The following is a 17,754-nucleotide window of genomic DNA, read 5'->3' as shown; positions in this document are numbered from 1 at the left end:
GAGCGGCTGAAGGCGCTCCGGGCCGACGTCCACATGCTGACGCTGACCGCGACGCCGATCCCGCGCACGCTGCAGATGGCGATGTCGGGCATCCGCGAGCTGTCGGTGATCCAGACCCCGCCGGTCGATCGCCTCGCGGTGCGCACCTACATCATGCCGTTCGACCCCGTCGTCCTGCGCGAGGCGCTGCTGCGCGAACATTATCGCGGCGGGCAGAGCTTCGTCGTCACCCCGCGCGTCGCCGACCTGCCCGAGATCGAGGAGTTCCTGCGCGAACAGGTGCCCGAGATCCGTTTCGTCGTCGCGCACGGCCAGATGTCGCCGACCGAGGTCGAGGAGCGCATGTCCGCCTTCTACGACAAGAAGTTCGAGGTGCTCGTCTCGACCACGATCATCGAGAGCGGGATCGACATTGCGTCCGCCAACACGATGATCGTCCACCGCGCCGACCGCTTCGGCCTCGCCCAGCTCTATCAGTTGCGTGGCCGCGTCGGCCGCTCGAAGACGCGCGCCTATGCCTATCTGGTCACCCCGCCCGAGCGGCAGATGACGGTGACCGCCGAGAAGCGGCTGAAAGTGCTGTCCGATCTGGATTCGCTCGGGGCCGGGTTCCAGCTGGCGAGCCACGATCTCGATATCCGCGGGGCCGGCAACATGCTCGGCGACGAGCAGACCGGGCATATCAAGGAGGTCGGCTTCGAACTCTACCAGGCGATGCTCGAGGAGGCGATCATGGACGCCAAGTCGGGCGGTCTCGCCTCTGCGCGCCCGAAGGACTTCTCGCCGCAGATCACGGTCGACGCGCCGATCCTCATCCCCGAGGAGTATGTCCCTGATCTCGACCTCCGGATGGGGCTGTATCGCCGCCTGAACGAGCTCGAGGAAGGTCAGGAGATCGAGGCGTTCGCCGCCGAGATGATCGACCGCTTCGGCCCGCTGCCCGACGCGACCGAGAATCTGATCAGGGTCATCGAGATCAAGCTGAACGCGAAACGCGCCTGCGTGTCGAAGATCGACGTCGGCCCGCGCGGCGTGCTCGTGTCGTTCCACAACGACACCCCGCCCAATATCGACAAGCTGCTCGCCTATGTCGAACGGCTCAACGGCGTCGCGCGGCTGCGGCCCGACAGCAAGCTGGTGCTCCAGCGCGCCTGGGGCGATCCCAAGGCACGGCTGCACGGTGCGCTGCAATTGTCGAAGGGGCTGGCGAAGGCGGCGGGCTGAGCGCCGCCGCGCTCAGCTGCTGTGATCGGCGACGATCTTCCATGCGTCGCCGCGCCGCTCGAACAGCAAGGTCGTCATCCCCGTCTCGGTCGAGGTCGCGCCGGTCAGCGTCCAGCGCGCGACCAGCAAGGCATGCGTCGGATCGATCCCGCGCAGCTCGGCCGGGACAAAGCTCAGCTGCCCCCGGGTATTGCCACCACCCGTGAAGCTTGGTGCATATCGCGCTGTTATTGCGGCTTTTCCGCGCACCAGACCCTTGGGCGTCACGAACACCGCATCGTCGGCATAGACCGCGACGAACCGGGCAAGGTCGCCCGCATTCCACCCCGCCGCGCTCGCCGCCATCGCCTCCCGGATCGCCACCGATGCGGGTGCCCGGTCGGGCGCGGCGAGTACGGGCGTGACGGCCGTCGCTGCGGCGACCGCGACGATCATCGCGGATGCTGCCCGGCTCATGTCCGGGTCACCAGTTCGAGCAAGGCCGCGTCGCCGACCGGCTCGGACAGCAGGAAGCCCTGATACAGGCTGGCCCCGCACGCCGCGAGCAGCTCCAGCTGCTCGCGCGTCTCGACCCCCTCGGCGATCACGGACAGGCCGAGCGACCGCGCCATCGTGATCGCGCCTGCGACGACGACCCGGTCGCGCGGGCTGCCGCCAATGTCGTGGACCAGCGCCTTGTCGATCTTCACATAGTCGAGCGGCAGGTCCTTCAGATAGGCGAGGCTCGAATAGCCCGTGCCGAAATCGTCGATCGCGACGCGGCACCCCGCCCCGCGCAATTCGGTGAGCAGCGTCGACGCGCTGGCGAGATCCGCGATCAGCCCGGTCTCGGTGATCTCCACGGTCAGGCGCCCGCGCGGAAAGCCGCTATCGTCGACCCGCGCGAGGAACAGCGTGGCGAAGCCGGGCCGCGCGATATCCGCCGCGGTGAGGTTGAGCGACACGCGCAGCGTCGCCAGCGCCTCGGGCCATGCCAGTGCGCGCGCCAGCACCAGCCGCTGGATATGGTCGGACAGCGCGATCCCGAGATCGGCGCGGTCCGCGGCCGCGAACAGCGCATCCGCGCCCAGCGGCCCGAGCTTGCGGTGATCCCAGCGCGCGAGCGCCTCGACGCCCGTGATCCGCCCGCTCGCAATCTCGACCTGCGGCTGGAAGCGGATGTCGATCTCGTCGAGCTCGATCGCGTGATGCAGGTCGATCGCCAGCGCATCGAGCGACATGTCGTGCGCCGCCGATGCGATCTGCAGCATCGCGCCGTCGCTGGTCTTGGCCTTGGCGAGCGCACCGAACGCCCGTCGCATCAGCGTCGCGGCACCGTCCGCCGGATCGCTTGGATCCCCCGGCTGGTGGCTCGCGACGCCGAACCGGCATCCGAGCACCGCCAGCGCGTTGGCGACCGCGAACGGCCGCGCCAGCGCCTCGTCGAGCGCCGCGATCAGCGCGGCGATGTCCGCGGCCCCGGCCCCGACCACGAGCGCGAGATCCGCGCCGCCGAGACGCGCGACGCGCGCCGCGCCCGCCATCGCCTCGGCCGCGACCGCCTCCGCCCGCTCGACCGCGACCTCGATCAGCGAATCGACCGCGGGCCGACCATGCGCGGCGTTGACGATGTCGAGCCGTGACAGCGAGACGAGCACGACGGAGACCGGTTGTCCGTCGCCGATCCGCGCCGCGATCCACTGTTGCGCCAGGTTCGGATCGCGGCCGAAGCGAGCGCCGGCCATCGCGTCGCGGCGGTCGACGATGCCCGGCCTGCCTGGCGCGCGCGTCACATGGCGCGCCGCGAAGCGCAGCGACTGGATCAGTTCGCCGTCGCTCGCCGGATCGATCAGGAAATGCGTCGCCCCCAGCTCGAACACGCGGTCGAGCGCCGTACAGTCGCGGCGCGACAGGACGAACAGCAGCGCCGCGCCATCCTCGGCCACCCGGGGGGCGATCGTCTGCGCCGCCGCCAGTCCCTGCGCGATCGCCCCGCGCGCATCGATCAGCACGACCGGCGCGCCGCTTTCGGCATAGGCCGGGTCGATACCGCTGGCGGTCGCGGTCACCACCGCATCCCAGCCGCAAGCCACCGCAATATCAGCGATCTCCGCGAAGTGACGGAACGAGCATGCGAACAGCATCGTTCTGTTCAGCATGTCCTTTGTATCCAGTGTGGCCGGTGTCATCGCCGACAACCTAGCCACCCCATCGCCCGTCGCCAATCCTGGAACGCACTTGCCGCTCGACACTGCACCACCTAGCTCTGTTGCTATGGCGTCTCACTCCCCTTCGAGCCACTCCGCAACCGTCGATCGTCCGCTGGTCGATCGGCATCAGCGGACGATCAAATATCTGCGGATTTCGGTCACCGACCGCTGCGATCTGCGGTGCCGTTATTGCATGTCCGAGGCGATGACCTTCCTGCCGCGCGCCAAGCTGTTGAGCCTCGAAGAGATCGCGATCATCGCCGAGCGGTTCATCGCGCGCGGCGTGACCAACATCCGTCTCTCGGGCGGCGAGCCGCTCGTCCGCCGCGACGTCGGTGATCTCGTCAAGCGACTGGGTGGCAATCTCGGCCGCGGGCTCGAGGAGCTGACGATGACCACCAACGGCACGCGGCTGGCGGAGCATGCGCCGGCGATGGTCGATGCGGGCATCCGGCGCGTCAATGTCAGCATGGACAGCCGTGATCCCGAGCGGTTCCGTTACATCACCCGGCACGGCGACGTCGCGCAGGTGATCGGCGGCATCATGGCGGCGCGCGATGCGGGCCTCGCGATCAAGATCAACATGGTCGCGCTCAAGGGCTTCAACGAGGACGAGATCGCACCGATGCTCGCCTGGTGCCGTGACGAGGGGTTCGACCTGTCCCTGATCGAGACGATGCCGCTCGGCGCGATCGACGAGGATCGCACCGACCGCTTCCTCCCGCTCACCGGCGTGTTCCGCGACCTCGAGACCCGGTTCCGGCTCGAACGCGACGCGTACAAGACCGGCGGACCCGCACGCTACTGGAACGTCGACGGCACCGGTACGCGGCTCGGGCTCATCTCGCCGCTGACTGCCAATTTCTGCGAAGGCTGCAACCGCGTCCGCCTCACCACCGAGGGCAAGCTGTACCTGTGCCTCGGGCATGACGATCAGGTCGACCTGAAGGGTGCGCTGCGCGACGGCGGCATCGCCGGGCTCGACGAGGCGATCGATGCGGGCCTCTACGCCAAGCCCAAGCGGCACGACTTCCGCATCGGCGAGGGCGAAGGTCCCGCGGTAGCGCGTCACATGAGCGTCACCGGCGGGTGACCGACTATGTCCGCCGGGCGCTGGTAGCCTCCGCCACCCCGCCGGCACAGGCCGCCGCCGCCCAGCTCGCCGATCTGGGCGACTGGGTCGAGCCCGAGGAGGCGGATGTCGTCATCGCGCTCGGCGGTGACGGGTTTATGCTGCAGACGCTCCATGCAATGCTCGAACGGCGCAAGCCCGCGGTCCCGGTCTTCGGGATGAATCTGGGTACCGTCGGCTTCCTGATGAACGAGTGGCGGCATCACGGCCTCGAAGACCGGCTTTCGCGCGCCAAGCCGTTCAAGGTCACGCCGCTCAGCATGACCGCGACCGGGATCGACGGACGCACCCTCACCCTCCCCGCGATCAACGAGGTCTCGCTGCTGCGCGAGACGCGCCAGACCGCCAAGCTCGAGGTGACGGTCAACGACCGCGTCGTGCTCGCCGAACTGGCCTGTGACGGCATCCTGGTCGCGACGCCCGCGGGCTCGACCGCCTACAACCTCTCCGCGCAGGGCCCGATCCTGCCGCTCGGTTCGGGCATGGTCGCGCTGACGCCGATCAGCCCGTTCCGCCCGCGGCGCTGGCGCGGCGCGATCCTGCCCGACAAGGCCCGGATCGGCATCCGCGTGCTCGACCCCGGCAAGCGCCCCGTCTCGGCGGTCGCCGACCAGCGCGAGATCCGCGACGTGGCACAGGTCGACATCTGCATGGACCGTGCGCGTGAACTCACCCTGCTCTTCGATCCGGAGCATGCGCTCGACGACCGCATCACGATGGAACAGTTCGCAGCATAGCCCCGGCCCCGGCGCAATTTGTTGCAGAAATCGACAAAAACCGGGTTGCATCGTCCAACTGGCCGTTTATAGAGCCGCCTCCGGCAACGTTCCCTGATAGCTCAGCGGTAGAGCTCTCGACTGTTAATCGAGTGGCCGTAGGTTCGAATCCTACTCAGGGAGCCATTTTCAAGCCGCGAGATCTCGCCTCTGGCGAGACGCCCCGCGCCAGACCGCGGCAAGATCCCCCGATACACTATTTGTAATACAACCCTCGCGGCACGCATCCCGCGCGTCCGACCGGCGTTGACCCCTGACGACCAGAGTGATTGGGGCAGATGATGAAATCGGTGATTCTCCCGGGCGGCGAGACGGTGCCTGCCCTGGGCCAGGGAAGCTGGATGATGGGCGAGCGCGCCGATCGTCGCGAGGCCGAAACCGCAGCGTTGCGCGCAGGCGTCGAGTGCGGGATGACGCTGATCGACACGGCGGAGATGTATGGCGACGGCGCCGCCGAAACGCTGATCGGTGATGCGCTCCACGACGTCCGCGACACGCTGTTCCTCGTCAGCAAGGCCTATCCCCAGAACGCCTCGCGCGACCGCCTCACGGCCGCGTGCGAGGCGAGCCTTGCGCGGCTGAGGACCGACCGGCTGGACCTGTATCTGCTGCACTGGCGCGGGTCGGTACCACTGGCCGAGACGGTCGAGGCGATGGAACGGCTCAAGGCGGCGGGCAAGATCCGCCATTGGGGCGTCAGCAACCTCGATACGCAGGACATGGCCGAGCTCGATGCGGCGGGCGGACAGGGCTGCGCGACCGACCAGATCCTCTACAATCTGACCCGGCGTGGTCCCGAGCATGACCTCCTCCCCTGGCTCGACCGTCACGACATTCCCGTCATGGCCTATAGTCCGGTCGAACAGGGCCGGCTCCTTGCCGTTCCGGCACTGGCGCGGATCGCGCGCGACATCGGTGCGACGCCCGCGCAGGTCGCGCTCGCCTGGGTCCTGCAACGCCCCGCGACGATCGCGATCCCCAAGGCCGCGAGCGTCGCGCATGTCCGCGAAAACCGGGCGGCCGGCGATCTCGTGCTGTCGGCCGAGGATCTTGCCGCGCTCGACACGGCGTTTCCCCGCCCGCGGTCGCCGCAACCGCTCGCGATGCTCTGAGCGCGGCATGGCCGGCAGCACGCCCCCCAAGGCCTATCCGACGACCCCCGACGGCCGCTATTTCGTCGTCCGCGGCAGGTTGTGGCGGTGTGCGGATCCGTCGCTGCCCGAAGCGGATCGGGCCGAGTTGGTGCGGGCGCTGATGGCGGCGCGGCGCGCGGTCGGCGTAGCCCGGCGCCAAGACGATGCCGACGCGGTCGCCGCTGCACGTGCCGACGTCGATGCGGCCAAGCATGGGCTCGGCGAACGCGGCCCGGTCTGGTGGCATGACGGGTCGCCCGACTATAACCGCCACATGGCCGCCAACACCCCCTATGCAGCGTGGTTCGCGGGAATTTCGCCCTCGATCTGAGCCGATGCGGCGACTGGTACGTTGAACAGGGATGATAGTGACGACCCTGCGAGCCCGGCTCGCGTCCGGCGCGATGCCGCTTGCACTCCTCCTGACGAACGGCGCCGCCGGTGCCCAGCCCGCCCAGACTGCGCCAGGACGCGCCGCGCCCCCTGCCAAGCCGAGCGCTGCACCCGCTGCGATCGGCGGCGTCGTCATCAGCCGGCAGGCGGTGACGGACGCGACCGTCCGCGCGGTCTACACCAAGGCGAAGTGGCGTGCGGTCTGGTCGGATGGCGATGTCGCGGCGCTCAACACTGCGCTCGGCAACCGCAGCCGCCATGGCCTAGATCACGTCGCCTTCCTGCCCGACCTGCCCGCCGACGCGGCCCCGGCGGATATCGACGTCGCCCGTACGCGCGTCGCGCTCGCCTATGCCGGCGCGCTGGCAAGGGGCCGCGTCGATCCGGCGACGCTGCATCAGGTCTATACCCTGCCGCGACCCAGCGTCGATCTCGCCACCGGGCTGGTCGCCGCAATCGCGCGGCACAAGGTCGACGATTGGCTCGAAAGCCTCGCGCCGCAGGATGCCGACTATCGCCTGCTGTCCGATGCCTATCGCGTCTTCAGCGAGAAGGCGCTCACCGCACCAGCCGGCCCGGCACCGCTCGCGGCGCCCGCCCAGACGGGCGCGGCCGCGCTGATCCGCGTCGGCACCCGCGATCTGCGCGTTGCGACGATCGTCGAACAGCTGGTCGAGAGCGGCTATCTCCTGACGCCCGGCCCCGTCGCCGCGCCGACGCTGGCGCAATCCGCCTCGACCATCGCCGGCCTCCAGCCGGCCGCCCCGTCCAGCGCCCCGGTCTATACGCAGGCGATCGCCGATTCGATGAAGGGGCTGCAGACCGATTACGGCATCGCCGCGGACGGGATCGTCGGGCCCGAGACGCTCAAGGTCCTGAACCTCGGCCCCGGTGACCGCGCGCGCGCGCTCGCGGTGGCGCTGGAGCGGCGGCGCTGGCTCGAACGGACGCCCCCGGCGACGCGGATCGACGTCAACACCGCCGCCTCGCAGCTGCGCTATTACCGCGACGGCGTGCTCGTCGATCAGCGCAAGGTGATCGTCGGCGAACCCGGTCGCGAGACACCGGCCTTGTCGTCACCGATCTATCGCCTCGTCGCCAATCCGACCTGGACCGTGCCGAAGTCGATCCAGAACGGCGAGATGGCCAATGTCGACGACGCCTATAGGCAGGAGCACAACATGGTCCTGCGCGACGGCTGGATCGTCCAGCAGCCCGGCCCGAGCAATGCGCTCGGCCTCGTCAAGTTCGACATGGCGAACGACCAGGCGATCTATCTGCACGACACGTCCGCCCCCGGGCTGTTCGACCGCAGCCAGCGGCATCTGAGCCATGGCTGCGTCCGCGTCGAGGATGCGATCGGCTTCGCGCAGATGCTCGCCGACGACCAGGGCGTTACCGAGGCATGGCAGACCGCGCAGGCGTCGGGCGAGATGCAGTTCGTCCCGCTGCCGCGCCGCATCCCGGTGCGGCTGCTGTACGAGAATGTCTATGTCGGCGACGGTGGCAACGCCGCCTTCCGTACCGATCCCTATGGCTGGAACGATCCCGTCGCCGAACAGCTCGGGTTCGAGCGATCAGCGGCGCGGCGTGCCGAGGCCCGCGACATCGATATCGGCCCGTGAGCGTGAGGCGCGACTAGCCCCTGCGCGCGGCGATGTACCGCGTGACATTGCCGGTCAGCACGTCGAGCGGGACGTTGCCGCCAGCCAGCACCGCCTGGTTGAAGTCCCGCACGTCGAACCGGGTACCCAATTCGGCCTTGGCGCGGGTCCGCTGCGCGACGATCTCGGTCTGGCCGATCTTGTAGCCACAGGCCTGACCCGGCCAGGCGCAATAGCGCTCGACCTCGCTCACCGCGTTGCTCATCGGCAGTCCGGTCGCGGCGACGAACTCGCGCAACGCCTGTTCGCGCGTCCAGCCCATCGCATGGATCCCGGTATCGACCACCAGCCGTACCGCACGCCACGACAGCCCCATGAAATAGCCGAGCCGCCCCGCCGCATCGCCGTCATACAGGCCGAGCTCGTCGGCAAGCTGTTCGGCATAGAGCGCCCAGCCCTCGGTATAGGCATTGAACGCCAGCACCGAGCGGATCAGCGGCAGCTGCTGCGCATATTCCCCCTGCCAGACATGCCCGGGAATCCCCTCGTGGAATACCAGATCGGGGATCGTCACGCGGTTGTGGATCGTGGGATCGCCCAGATTGACCCAGATCTTGCCCGGGATCGATCCGTCGAGCGCGCCCGGCCCGCCATAGGCGGCGGGTGCCCCCGCCTCCTGTGCGAGCGGCATCCGCCGGATCTCGAGCCTGGCCGTCACCAGCGTGCGGAACGCCTTTGGCAGGCGCGGCCGGATCGCATCGATCCGGCCCTGCATATAGGCGACGATCTGCTGCCTGCCGGCATCGTCGTTCGGAAAGGCGATGTCCGGCCGACGCTGCAATTCGGCCGCGCGCTCCGCCACCGTCCCCTTGGTCAGCCCGAAGCCCTTGAGGATCCTGTCCATCTGCGCCTGCAGCTCGACGAGCTGCGCACGCCCCAGCGCGTGGATCTCCGCCGGGCTCCGCCGCGTCGTCGTCCCCGCGCGCAGCCCCCAGCCATACCAGGCCGCGCCATGCGGGCGCGATCCCAGTCCGGCGACGTCGGTTGCGACCGCGCGCTGCGCGGTGAGTTCGGCGATCTGCCGCTCGAGCGCGGGGATGACCGCATCGCGCACGATCTGTGTCGCACGCCGGGTCCAGTCGCCGGGGATCGCCTGCGTCTTGCGCGCGAGCGGCCCGATCAGCGGACCGTCGACCGCCGCCGCCTCGGCCAGCGTACGCCGCATCCCGGCCAGCGTCTTGTCGAGCAGGAAGCTAGGCGGGACCAAGCCCTGCTCGCGCGCGGTGCGCACCCTGCCCGTCTCGTCATCGAGCTGCTTCGCCATCGCCGCCACGCGCGCGAGATAGGCCTCGGCATCCGCCGCCGTGCGCAGCGGCTGATCGCCGTCGAGCAGCTGCGGCACGTCCAGCCACGCGCCGACATTCTGGATGACGGCATAGGGCGTGTTGCGCCAGTCGCCGATCGTCGCGACGCCGTAGGGCAGCGCCATCCCGTCCAGCGCGGTCTGGAACGCGCTCTGCGTCACGGCGATGCTGGTCAGCGTCGCCTGGTCGATCCCGTCGCGCGGCAACCGGCCGAGCGCCGCGAGCCCGTCGGTCAGGACGCGTCGCCGCGCGGCGATGCCCGCCGGCGACCGGTCGTCGAGCTGCCCCCGCAAGGCCGCATGCGCGCCCGTATCGAGCCCGAGCCCGGTCGCCTTGCCGGGATCGAGCGTCAGCAACTGCCACGCGAGCCGGTCGAGCAAGGTCGCCGCGTCGGCGGATGTCGACGAGCGGCCGGCAGTCTGTGCGGAGACGGGTGCTGCGGCGAGCGTGGCCGCGATGCCGGCAAGCGCGTCGCGGCGGCGGAACAGGGGTTGGTTCATCCGCGAAACATGGACGCGGCGTCCGCCGCGGTCAAACGCGCCGCCCTGCCATCACGGTGGACAAACACCCGCCGCCGCCTAGAGGTCGGCGCGGAAAGGGCTGAGCCACGTGACGATCGGACTGAAGGACATCGCTGCACGCGCCGGCGTCTCGATCGCGACGGTGTCGCGCGTCCTGTCGGGCAAGCCCGTCCGCCCCGCCTATCGCAGCCGGGTCGACGATGCGCTCGCCGCGCTCGACTATCGCCCCAATCTGGCGGCGCGGCGGCTGCGGTCGACGCGCGCGAGCGTGATCGGGCTGATCGTGCCCGATATCGGCAACCCCTTCTTCGTCGCCTTCGTCCAGGCGGTCGAGGGCTATGCCTGGCGCGAGGGGCTGCGCGTCATCCTGTGCAACAGCGGCGAGGATCCCGCGCGCGAACGCCATTACCTGCAATTGCTCGAGGACGAGCGCGTATCGGGCATCATCCTCGCCCCCACGCGCGCCGGCGGCGTGCCCGAGACCGCGACGCCGCTCGTGCTGGTCGATCGGGTGGAGGGGACGCCGCAGGTCGACAGCGTCCGGCTCGACAATGCCGGCGCGGCGGGCGCGCTGGTTGACGCGCTACACGTATCGGGCTGTCGGCGGATCACCGGTCTGTTCGGCGAACGCGGCAGCACCGCGGTCGACCGCCGTCGTGGCTATGCGGCCGCGCTCGACCGCCACGCGCTTCCAGCCCGGATCATCGACGTCCCGCACGACCCCGCAGCGCGCGCGGCCTGCGTGCGGACCGCGCTCGCCGACACCGCCTGCGACGCGGTGCTCGTCGGCGACACGTTCCTGATGCTCGAGGCGGCGGTCGTGTTACGCGGCCGAACCGAACCGCAGGCATCTCCCGTCCGGCTCGCAGGGTTCGACGACGCCGCCTGGTTGCGCCTGCTCGACGCCGCGCCGATCGTCGTCGAGCAGCCGGTCGACGAGATGGCGCATGCCGCGCTGGCGCTGCTCGTCGAACGGATGAGCGGTGCGCAGCGCGACGCTGTCCGGCTAGTCTTCAACGGGACGATCGTCAGCCCCGCCTGAGCTTCAGGCGGCGGCGGCGATCGCAGTGTGGCCACGCGTCGGGCGGAACCGGCCGCTGCGCAGCGCGGTCTCGATATCCTCCAGGCTCGCGCCCGCCGTCTCGGGCACGAAGAACAGCACGAACACGAACGACGCCAGATTGACCCCGGCATAGACCCACATCGTCGAGCCCAGCCCGATCGCATGGACCAGCGACAGCGCGGTCCCCGTGACGATCAGGTTGCTGCCCCACAGCATCGCCGCGTGCAGCGCGGTCGCGGGGCCGCGCATCGCCAGCGGGAACATCTCCGCGCCGAGCAGCCAGCCGCACACCTGGATGCCGCCCGAATTGAAGAGCATGAACGCCAGCAGGAAGCCGATCGTCAGCCAGCCCTGCCACCCGCCATGCGCGCCGCTGGCGAACATGATGCCGAGCCCGATCAGGCTGACGACCGATCCCGGGATCATCACCAGCATCAGCCGCCGCCGCCCGATCCGGTCGACGAACAGACAGCCGAGCAATGTCATCACCGCATAGACGATCGCGACGCCGAGGCTGGCGAGCAGCGCCGACTCCTTGCCGAACCCCACCCCCGACAGGAAGGTCGGCGCGTAGTAGATCATCATCTCCAGCCCGCCGCACTGGGTGAAGAACGCGACCCCCAGTGCCGCGATCAGCGCAGGCCGCGCCCAGGCCTGACGAATGCCGCGCCAGCCGCTATCGGCCGGATCCGCACCGGTCGTCGCATCGCGGATCTGGGTGACTTCGTGGCGGATCTCGCGGCGTGTGGTCCGGACGCGGCGCAGCACGTCGATCGCGGCGTGGATGCCGATATTCTCCGCGGCCCAGCGCGGGCTGCGCGGCATGAACGCCATCGCGACGAAGACGATCGCAGCGGGAATCGCCGCAACCGCGACCATCGTCCGCCAGCTCCAGACGTCGTGCAGGCCGAACCCGACGACGCTGGCGAGCAGGATGCCGACGCCGATCGCGACGTTGAACATCGTCACCAGATTGCCGCGACGATGCTGCGGCGCGAGTTCGGAGATGTACATCGGCACGACCTGCGTCGATCCGCCGACTGCCATGCCCAGGAACACCCGCGCGGTGATCAGCGCGCCGACGCTCGGCGCCATCGCACAGGCGATCGCGCCCAGCGTGAACAGCGCGCTCACCCCCATCACCGACAGCTTGCGCCCGATCCGTTCGGACAGCCAGCTCGTCGCCAGCGCACCGATCACCGCGCCCGCCAGGATCGCCGCGGTGACGATCTCCTGCATGCGGTGATCCAGCCCGAACTCGTCGGTGATCGACAGCAACGCCCCCGATATGATCCCCGTGTCATAGCCATAGAGCGCGCCGCATACCGCGGCGACAAACGCTGCGGTGCGCAGCACCCGGTCGCCATTGGCATAGGGTTCGGGAATTCTCGGCTCGTTGCGCGCCGTCAGGCTGCGCCGCGTCAGGGATGGGGCGATGCTGTGATCTGTCAAAACGTGGAGGACTCCGTGGTCGTTGAAAGGCTGTTCAGCGCGGGCGCAGCGCGAAGCGGCGACGCCAGGACGGCAGGCGGATCTGCTCGCGCGCCCAGGTCAGCAGGCCGGCGCCGATGATGACGGCGATGCCGGCAAAAGTCGGCAGGTCGACGCTCTGGTGAAACACGGTGTAGCTGAGCGCGACCGCCCAGATCATCTGGCTATATTGCGGCGGCGCGATCCGGCTGACCGCGACGCGTTGCGCCGCCAGCATCAGCAGCGCCTGGCCGAGGATCGCGAGCAGGCCATAACCGGCGAGCACGGCCAGATCGGCCCCGTCCGGCCAGCGGAACGCCTGCAGCCACAGCAGTGCCGCGCCGTTGATCACCAGCGGTCCGATCAGCCCCGCGCCGAGCATCGACACGCGCTTTTCGCCCGAACCACCGGCGCGAAACAGCACGATGACGATCGCACTCGACAATGCGCACAGCATCGCCGCGCCATGGCCGAGATCGAACGCGCGCAGCCCGGGACGCAGCACCATCAGCACGCCGACGAAGCCGATCGCCACCGCCGCCCAGCGCCACGCTCCGACCTGCTCCTTCAGGAACAGCATCGACAGCAACGTCACCAGCATCGGCATCAGGAAGATCAGCGCGAACGCCTCGGGCATCGGCAGGCGCGTGAAGGCGACGACGCTCGACAGGCCGCTGATCGACGATCCGATCGCGCGCGCCAGCCATAGCGAGCGTCGCGTCGCGCTGAATACGTCGAGCAGACGGTCGCCGGGCGTGCGCACGAAGGGCAAGGCCACCAGCCCGAGCAGCGCACCGGTGAACGTCACCTGGAACGGACTGAACGCGCCTTCGAGCAGCCGTACCGACGCGTCGCTGAACGCGAAGGCCGCATAAGCCAGGAAGGCCAGCGGCACGCCGCCGATGGCCGCCAGACGCGCACCATGGCTCTGAATGGTAAGATCGATGCTCAATTGCGTCTCTCGGGCTGGCGTGGACGGTGACGACTCCCCGGAGCCGCGGGCACGAGCGAACGCCGCCACCGCCCCGACTTCACCGGATGGCGGGGCGGCACACTGCTCTGTCGCTTTGCGTATCCCGCTCCTACCGACAGCAGGTGAAGGACGCAACAGAAAACGTTTTCTGTTTTAGCCCCCCCGTCGTAAGCACCCCGCTTCGATCGCGCGCAATTGCGGCTTGGCGCGGCTGACGGTACGACCGGGCGATCACCCGTGACGATGAGGATATCCTATCGCAATGAAGCTCGCCGATCTGGCCGTGCTCGCCGGCGTTTCGACCGCAACCGTGTCACGCGCCCTGGCCGGGCATTCGTCCGTCAATGCGCAGACCCGCGCACGTATCCAGGCGCTGGCGCAGGAACATGACGTCCGTCCCAACCAGCTCGCGCGCAACCTGCGGCTGAAGAGCACCGGTGCGATCGGACTCGTCCTGCCGCTCGGCCATGCCCGCACGCAGCATCTGACCGATCCATTCTTCCTGACCTTGCTCGGGCTGCTCGCCGATCTGCTGGTCGAACGCGGCTACGACATCCTGTTGTCGCGGGTCATTCCTGACGGCGACGACTGGCTCGACCGGCTGGTCGACAGCGGCCGCATCGACGGCCTGCTCCTCGTCGGCCAGTCCGACCAGGGGGCGGTGATCGAACGCGTGTCGCAACGCTATGCGCCGCTGGTCGTGTGGGGCGCGTACCGGGCGGACCAGAACCATCTGACGATCGGCTCCGACAATATCGCAGGCGGCCGACTCGCGGGCCGCCGCATGATCGACCAGGGCCGGTCGCGGCTAATGTTCGTCGGCGACCCCGCCCCGCCCGAATTCGCCGATCGCTTCGCCGGATTCGCCGCCGCCGCCGCGGAGGCGGGGCTCCCCTGCGAGCTGCTCGAAACGCCGATGACCCCGGAGGCCGTGCACGCGTCGATGGCGCAGCGGCTTGCCGCCGCGCCGCCGCCCGACGGCATCTTCGCCGCGTCCGATGTCGCCGCGATGAGTGTGCTGCGTGCGCTCGCCGAAGCCGGGATCGACGTCCCCGCCACCACCGCGGTGATCGGCTATGACGACGTCACGCTGGCCGCGCACACCTCGCCTGCGCTCACGACCATCCGCCAGGATCTCGCCGAGGGCGCTGCGCTGATGGTCGATCGCCTGATGCAGCGGATCGCGGGCCATGCGACCGGATCCGCGATCGTCACGCCCGTCCTGATCGAGCGCCAGTCCGCCTGAATCGCTCCGCCTGCGCTGATTTCAACACTTCGCAATCGATTGCATAACGAGCCTTGCAATCGATTGCGAAAAGCGTATGAGGCGATTCTGGGCTTCATAGAAAGCCACCGCGCAGGGAGGATATCATGAAAGCACGTTACGTTTTGCTCGCCGGAATCGCCGCCACGTCCTTCGCGACGGTGGCCGCAGCGCAGACCACGCCCATCCAGGACACGCCCGTTCAGGCCGCACCCGCGCCGGGCGAGCAGCCCGCCGACACCGCCGCAACGCCGGCGCCGATCGACGGCCAGGACGACATCGTCGTCACCGCGGTCGCGCGTGGCACCAACCGCCTTAACACCTCGATCACGACCAGCTCGATCGGCTCCGACGCGCTGATCCAGCTCGCGCCGCGCACCTCGGGCGAGCTGCTGCGCAACCTGCCCGGCATCCGCGTCGAAGCCTCGGGCGGTGACGGCAACGCCAACATCTCGGTCCGCGGCCTACCGGTCGCTTCGGGTGGCTCGAAGTTCCTCCAGCTCCAGGAAGACGGCCTGCCGATCCTCGAATTCGGCGACATCACCTTCGGCAATGCCGACATTTTCCTGCGCGCCGATTTCAACGTCCGCACGGTCGAGTCGGTCCGCGGCGGCTCCGCCTCGACCTTCGCGTCCAACTCGCCGGGCGGCGTGATCAACTTCATCTCGAAGACCGGCGAACAGGAAGGCGGCGCGTTCCAGCTGTCGAGCGGGCTCGACTACCGCGAATTCCGCGTCGATTTCGACCAGGGCGGCAAGCTCTCGGACAGCGTCACCTATCATGTCGGCGGCTTCTACCGGATCGGCGACGGCCAGCGCGAAGTCGGCTTCGACGGCGTCAAGGGTGGCCAGCTCAAGGCGAACATTACCAAGTCGTTCGGCAATGGCGGCTATGTCCGGCTCTACGGCAAGTATCTCGACGACCGCGCGATCGGCTACCTCCCCAACCCGGTGCGCGTCACGGGCAGCAACAGCGACCCCGATTACAGCAGCATCGCCAATTTCTCGATCAACAACGGCACGCTGCATAGCGCCAACATCCGTACCGCGCAGACGCTCGACGGCAACAACCGGCTGACCACGCGCTCGATCCGTGACGGCCAGCACCCGGTCGTCTATTCGGCGGGCCTCGAGACGCAGATCCCGCTCGCGGACGACTGGAACATCGTCGAGCGGTTCCGCTACGCCGACATTTCGGGCGGCTTCACCTCGCCCTTCCCTGCCAGCGTCGATTCGGCGCAGTCGATCGCCAACGGCATCGGCGGCGCGGGCGCACAGCTCTTCTACGCCAGCGGCGCGCAGACCGGTCAGCGCATCGCTGACCCCGCCTCGCTCAACGGCAACGGCCTGCTCGCCAACATCGTCCTGTTCGATGTCGACCTGAAGAGCCTCAACAACATCACCAACGACATCCGCCTGAACGGTTCGCTGCCGTTCGCCGGCGGGTCGCTCGCGGTCACCGGCGGCTTCTATGCCTCGCGTCAGGACATCAAGAGCGACTGGCTGTGGACCTCGTCCGTCCAGACCGTCGCGGACAATGGCCGCTCGGAACTCGTCGACGTCCGCACCGCGGCGGGCGTGCCCGTCACGCAGAACGGCGTCCCCGGCTATTCGGCGAGCTTCTTCGGCAATTGCTGCCGCCGCTCCTATGACCTCGACTACACGACCTACGCACCGTTCGCGCAGCTCGGGCTCGAGCTCGGCCGGTTCAACATCGACGGGTCGCTGCGCTACGATTTCGGTCGCGCACGCGGCAGCGTCGCCGGCTCCGATCTCGGCGCCGCGTTCGGCAGCGGCATCACGACGTTCGACATCAACGGCGACGGCGTGATCTCGGCCGCCGAGCGTCAGGTCGCGGTGATCCCCAACGCCCGCTCGCCGCTCGATTACAACTATGACTACCTGTCCTATTCGGGTGGCGTGAACTTCCGCCTGACCGACAGCACGGCGGTGTTCGGTCGCTACAGCCGCGGCGGGCGCGCCAATGCCGATCGCCTGTTGTTCGGCCCCTCGATCAACACCGCGACGGGCGGGCTGACCGACCAGGGCGCAGCGGTCGATTTCGTCCGCCAGCTCGAGGGCGGGTTCAAGTTCCGCCAGGGCGGCGTCTCGCTCTACGCCACCGGCTTCTGGGCGCGCACCGAGGAACAGAATTTCGAGGCGACGACGCAGCGCTTCTTCAACCGCGAATATGACGCCAAGGGCGTCGAGATCGAGGGCCGGATCGCACGCGGGCCGTTCTCGCTCTCGGCCGGCGGCACCTATACAGATGCCGAGATCACCCGCGACGTGCTCAACCCCGGGGTCGAGGGCAACCGTCCGCGTCGCCAGGCCAAGTTCATCTACCAAGCGACGCCACAGGTCGATTTCGACCGCGTGACGATCGGCGCGAACGTGATCGGCACCACCGACAGCTATGCGCAGGACAACAATGTCCTCAAGATGCCGGGCTATACGCAGGTCAACGCGTTCGTCTCGATCCGCCCGGCAGACAATGTGACCGTGTCGGTGAACGGCAACAACCTGTTCGACGTGAAGGGCATCACCGAAGCCGAGGAGGGTGCGATCCCGACCAACGGCATCGTCCGCGCCCGGTCGATCACCGGTCGCACGATCTCCGCCGCCGTCCGCTTCGGCTTCTGATCGGCC

Annotated in this window: 14 protein-coding genes and 1 tRNA gene; 10 read left to right on the top strand and 5 right to left on the bottom strand. The window is 68.9% G+C overall.

All coding sequences use genetic code 11. The features are described from left to right. Positions 1–1,224, top strand: a 1,224-nt coding sequence (locus sphst_RS00660) for a TRCF domain-containing protein (RefSeq protein WP_267895092.1), incomplete at its 5' end; no start/stop codon positions are given. 12 nt (positions 1,225–1,236) lie between these two features. On the opposite strand, the gene sphst_RS00655 is transcribed toward sphst_RS00660, so the two are convergent. Continuing rightward, positions 1,237–1,680, bottom strand: coding sequence for a YybH family protein (locus sphst_RS00655; protein ID WP_234387243.1), 444 nt, complete (start codon positions 1,678–1,680; stop codon positions 1,237–1,239). Continuing rightward, a complete protein-coding gene (locus sphst_RS00650) occupies positions 1,677–3,362 on the bottom strand; it encodes an EAL domain-containing protein (protein ID WP_234387242.1) in 1,686 nt (561 codons plus the stop codon). Before sphst_RS00650 ends, sphst_RS00655 begins: the two co-directional genes overlap by 4 nt. A 115-nt stretch (positions 3,363–3,477) precedes the next feature. On the opposite strand from sphst_RS00650, the gene moaA reads away from it, so the two are divergent. From moaA to sphst_RS00620, 6 genes are all read left to right on the top strand, one after another. Beyond that, positions 3,478–4,506: a GTP 3',8-cyclase MoaA gene (moaA, locus tag sphst_RS00645; RefSeq protein WP_107045008.1), complete on the top strand. Its 1,029-nt coding sequence runs from the start codon at positions 3,478–3,480 to the stop codon at positions 4,504–4,506. Beyond that, positions 4,503–5,282 (top strand): NAD kinase, encoded by a 780-nt coding sequence (locus sphst_RS00640; protein ID WP_056405940.1) that lies wholly within the window; start codon positions 4,503–4,505, stop codon positions 5,280–5,282. The genes moaA and sphst_RS00640 overlap by 4 nt, the downstream gene beginning before the upstream one ends. Positions 5,283–5,372: 90 nt before the next feature. Beyond that, positions 5,373–5,447: transfer RNA gene (locus tag sphst_RS00635), tRNA-Asn, on the top strand. A 155-nt stretch (positions 5,448–5,602) separates the two neighbouring features. After that, positions 5,603–6,433 carry an aldo/keto reductase gene (locus sphst_RS00630; protein ID WP_031395920.1) on the top strand — a complete coding sequence of 277 codons (831 nt, stop codon included), beginning with the start codon at positions 5,603–5,605 and terminating at the stop codon, positions 6,431–6,433. 7 nt (positions 6,434–6,440) lie between these two features. Then, positions 6,441–6,785: a hypothetical protein gene (locus sphst_RS00625; RefSeq protein ID WP_031395921.1), complete on the top strand. Its 345-nt coding sequence runs from the start codon at positions 6,441–6,443 to the stop codon at positions 6,783–6,785. Between the two features lie 37 nt (positions 6,786–6,822). Then, positions 6,823–8,472, top strand: a complete 1,650-nt coding sequence (locus sphst_RS00620) for a L,D-transpeptidase family protein (RefSeq protein ID WP_234387241.1) — start codon at positions 6,823–6,825, stop codon at positions 8,470–8,472. Between the two features lie 13 nt (positions 8,473–8,485). Here sphst_RS00620 and sphst_RS00615 read toward each other — a convergent pair whose 3' ends face one another. Further along, complete coding sequence (locus sphst_RS00615; RefSeq protein ID WP_234387240.1) at positions 8,486–10,315, bottom strand: DUF885 domain-containing protein; 1,830 nt, start codon at positions 10,313–10,315, stop codon at positions 8,486–8,488. 109 nt (positions 10,316–10,424) lie between these two features. Between sphst_RS00615 and sphst_RS00610 the strand changes: the two genes are divergently transcribed. Beyond that, positions 10,425–11,378 (top strand): LacI family DNA-binding transcriptional regulator, encoded by a 954-nt coding sequence (locus sphst_RS00610; RefSeq protein WP_056409419.1) that lies wholly within the window; start codon positions 10,425–10,427, stop codon positions 11,376–11,378. 3 nt (positions 11,379–11,381) lie between these two features. Here sphst_RS00610 and sphst_RS00605 read toward each other — a convergent pair whose 3' ends face one another. Both sphst_RS00605 and sphst_RS00600 read right to left on the bottom strand, forming a co-directional pair. Continuing rightward, on the bottom strand, positions 11,382–12,851 hold the full coding sequence (locus sphst_RS00605; RefSeq protein WP_199848878.1) for a sugar porter family MFS transporter: 1,470 nt from the start codon (positions 12,849–12,851) through the stop codon (positions 11,382–11,384). Between the two features lie 34 nt (positions 12,852–12,885). Next, positions 12,886–13,821 (bottom strand): DMT family transporter, encoded by a 936-nt coding sequence (locus sphst_RS00600; protein ID WP_199848877.1) that lies wholly within the window; start codon positions 13,819–13,821, stop codon positions 12,886–12,888. A 283-nt stretch (positions 13,822–14,104) separates the two neighbouring features. On the opposite strand from sphst_RS00600, the gene sphst_RS00595 reads away from it, so the two are divergent. After that, complete coding sequence (locus sphst_RS00595; RefSeq protein ID WP_031395297.1) at positions 14,105–15,088, top strand: LacI family DNA-binding transcriptional regulator; 984 nt, start codon at positions 14,105–14,107, stop codon at positions 15,086–15,088. 125 nt (positions 15,089–15,213) lie between these two features. Beyond that, positions 15,214–17,748, top strand: coding sequence for a TonB-dependent receptor (locus sphst_RS00590; RefSeq protein WP_031395296.1), 2,535 nt, complete (start codon positions 15,214–15,216; stop codon positions 17,746–17,748). Positions 17,749–17,754 lie beyond the last annotated feature (6 nt).

This window comes from Sphingomonas sp. STIS6.2 (assembly GCF_000732685.2).
Taxonomy (GTDB): domain Bacteria; phylum Pseudomonadota; class Alphaproteobacteria; order Sphingomonadales; family Sphingomonadaceae; genus Sphingomonas; species Sphingomonas aerolata.
This window is presented reverse-complemented; position numbering and strand designations above follow the sequence as displayed.

Bases quoted from the DNA above. Each gene is read 5' to 3' on its own strand.
- sphst_RS00655 (WP_234387243.1), bottom strand. From the start codon at position 1,680: ATGAGCCGGGCAGCATCCGCGATGATCGTCGCGGTCGCCGCAGCGACG.
- sphst_RS00630 (WP_031395920.1), top strand. From the start codon at position 5,603: ATGAAATCGGTGATTCTCCCGGGCGGCGAGACGGTGCCTGCCCTGGGC.
- sphst_RS00650 (WP_234387242.1), bottom strand. From the start codon at position 3,362: ATGCTGAACAGAACGATGCTGTTCGCATGCTCGTTCCGTCACTTCGCG.
- sphst_RS00615 (WP_234387240.1), bottom strand. From the start codon at position 10,315: ATGAACCAACCCCTGTTCCGCCGCCGCGACGCGCTTGCCGGCATCGCG.
- moaA (WP_107045008.1), top strand. From the start codon at position 3,478: ATGGCGTCTCACTCCCCTTCGAGCCACTCCGCAACCGTCGATCGTCCG.
- sphst_RS00595 (WP_031395297.1), top strand. From the start codon at position 14,105: ATGAAGCTCGCCGATCTGGCCGTGCTCGCCGGCGTTTCGACCGCAACC.
- sphst_RS00590 (WP_031395296.1), top strand. From the start codon at position 15,214: ATGAAAGCACGTTACGTTTTGCTCGCCGGAATCGCCGCCACGTCCTTC.
- sphst_RS00625 (WP_031395921.1), top strand. From the start codon at position 6,441: ATGGCCGGCAGCACGCCCCCCAAGGCCTATCCGACGACCCCCGACGGC.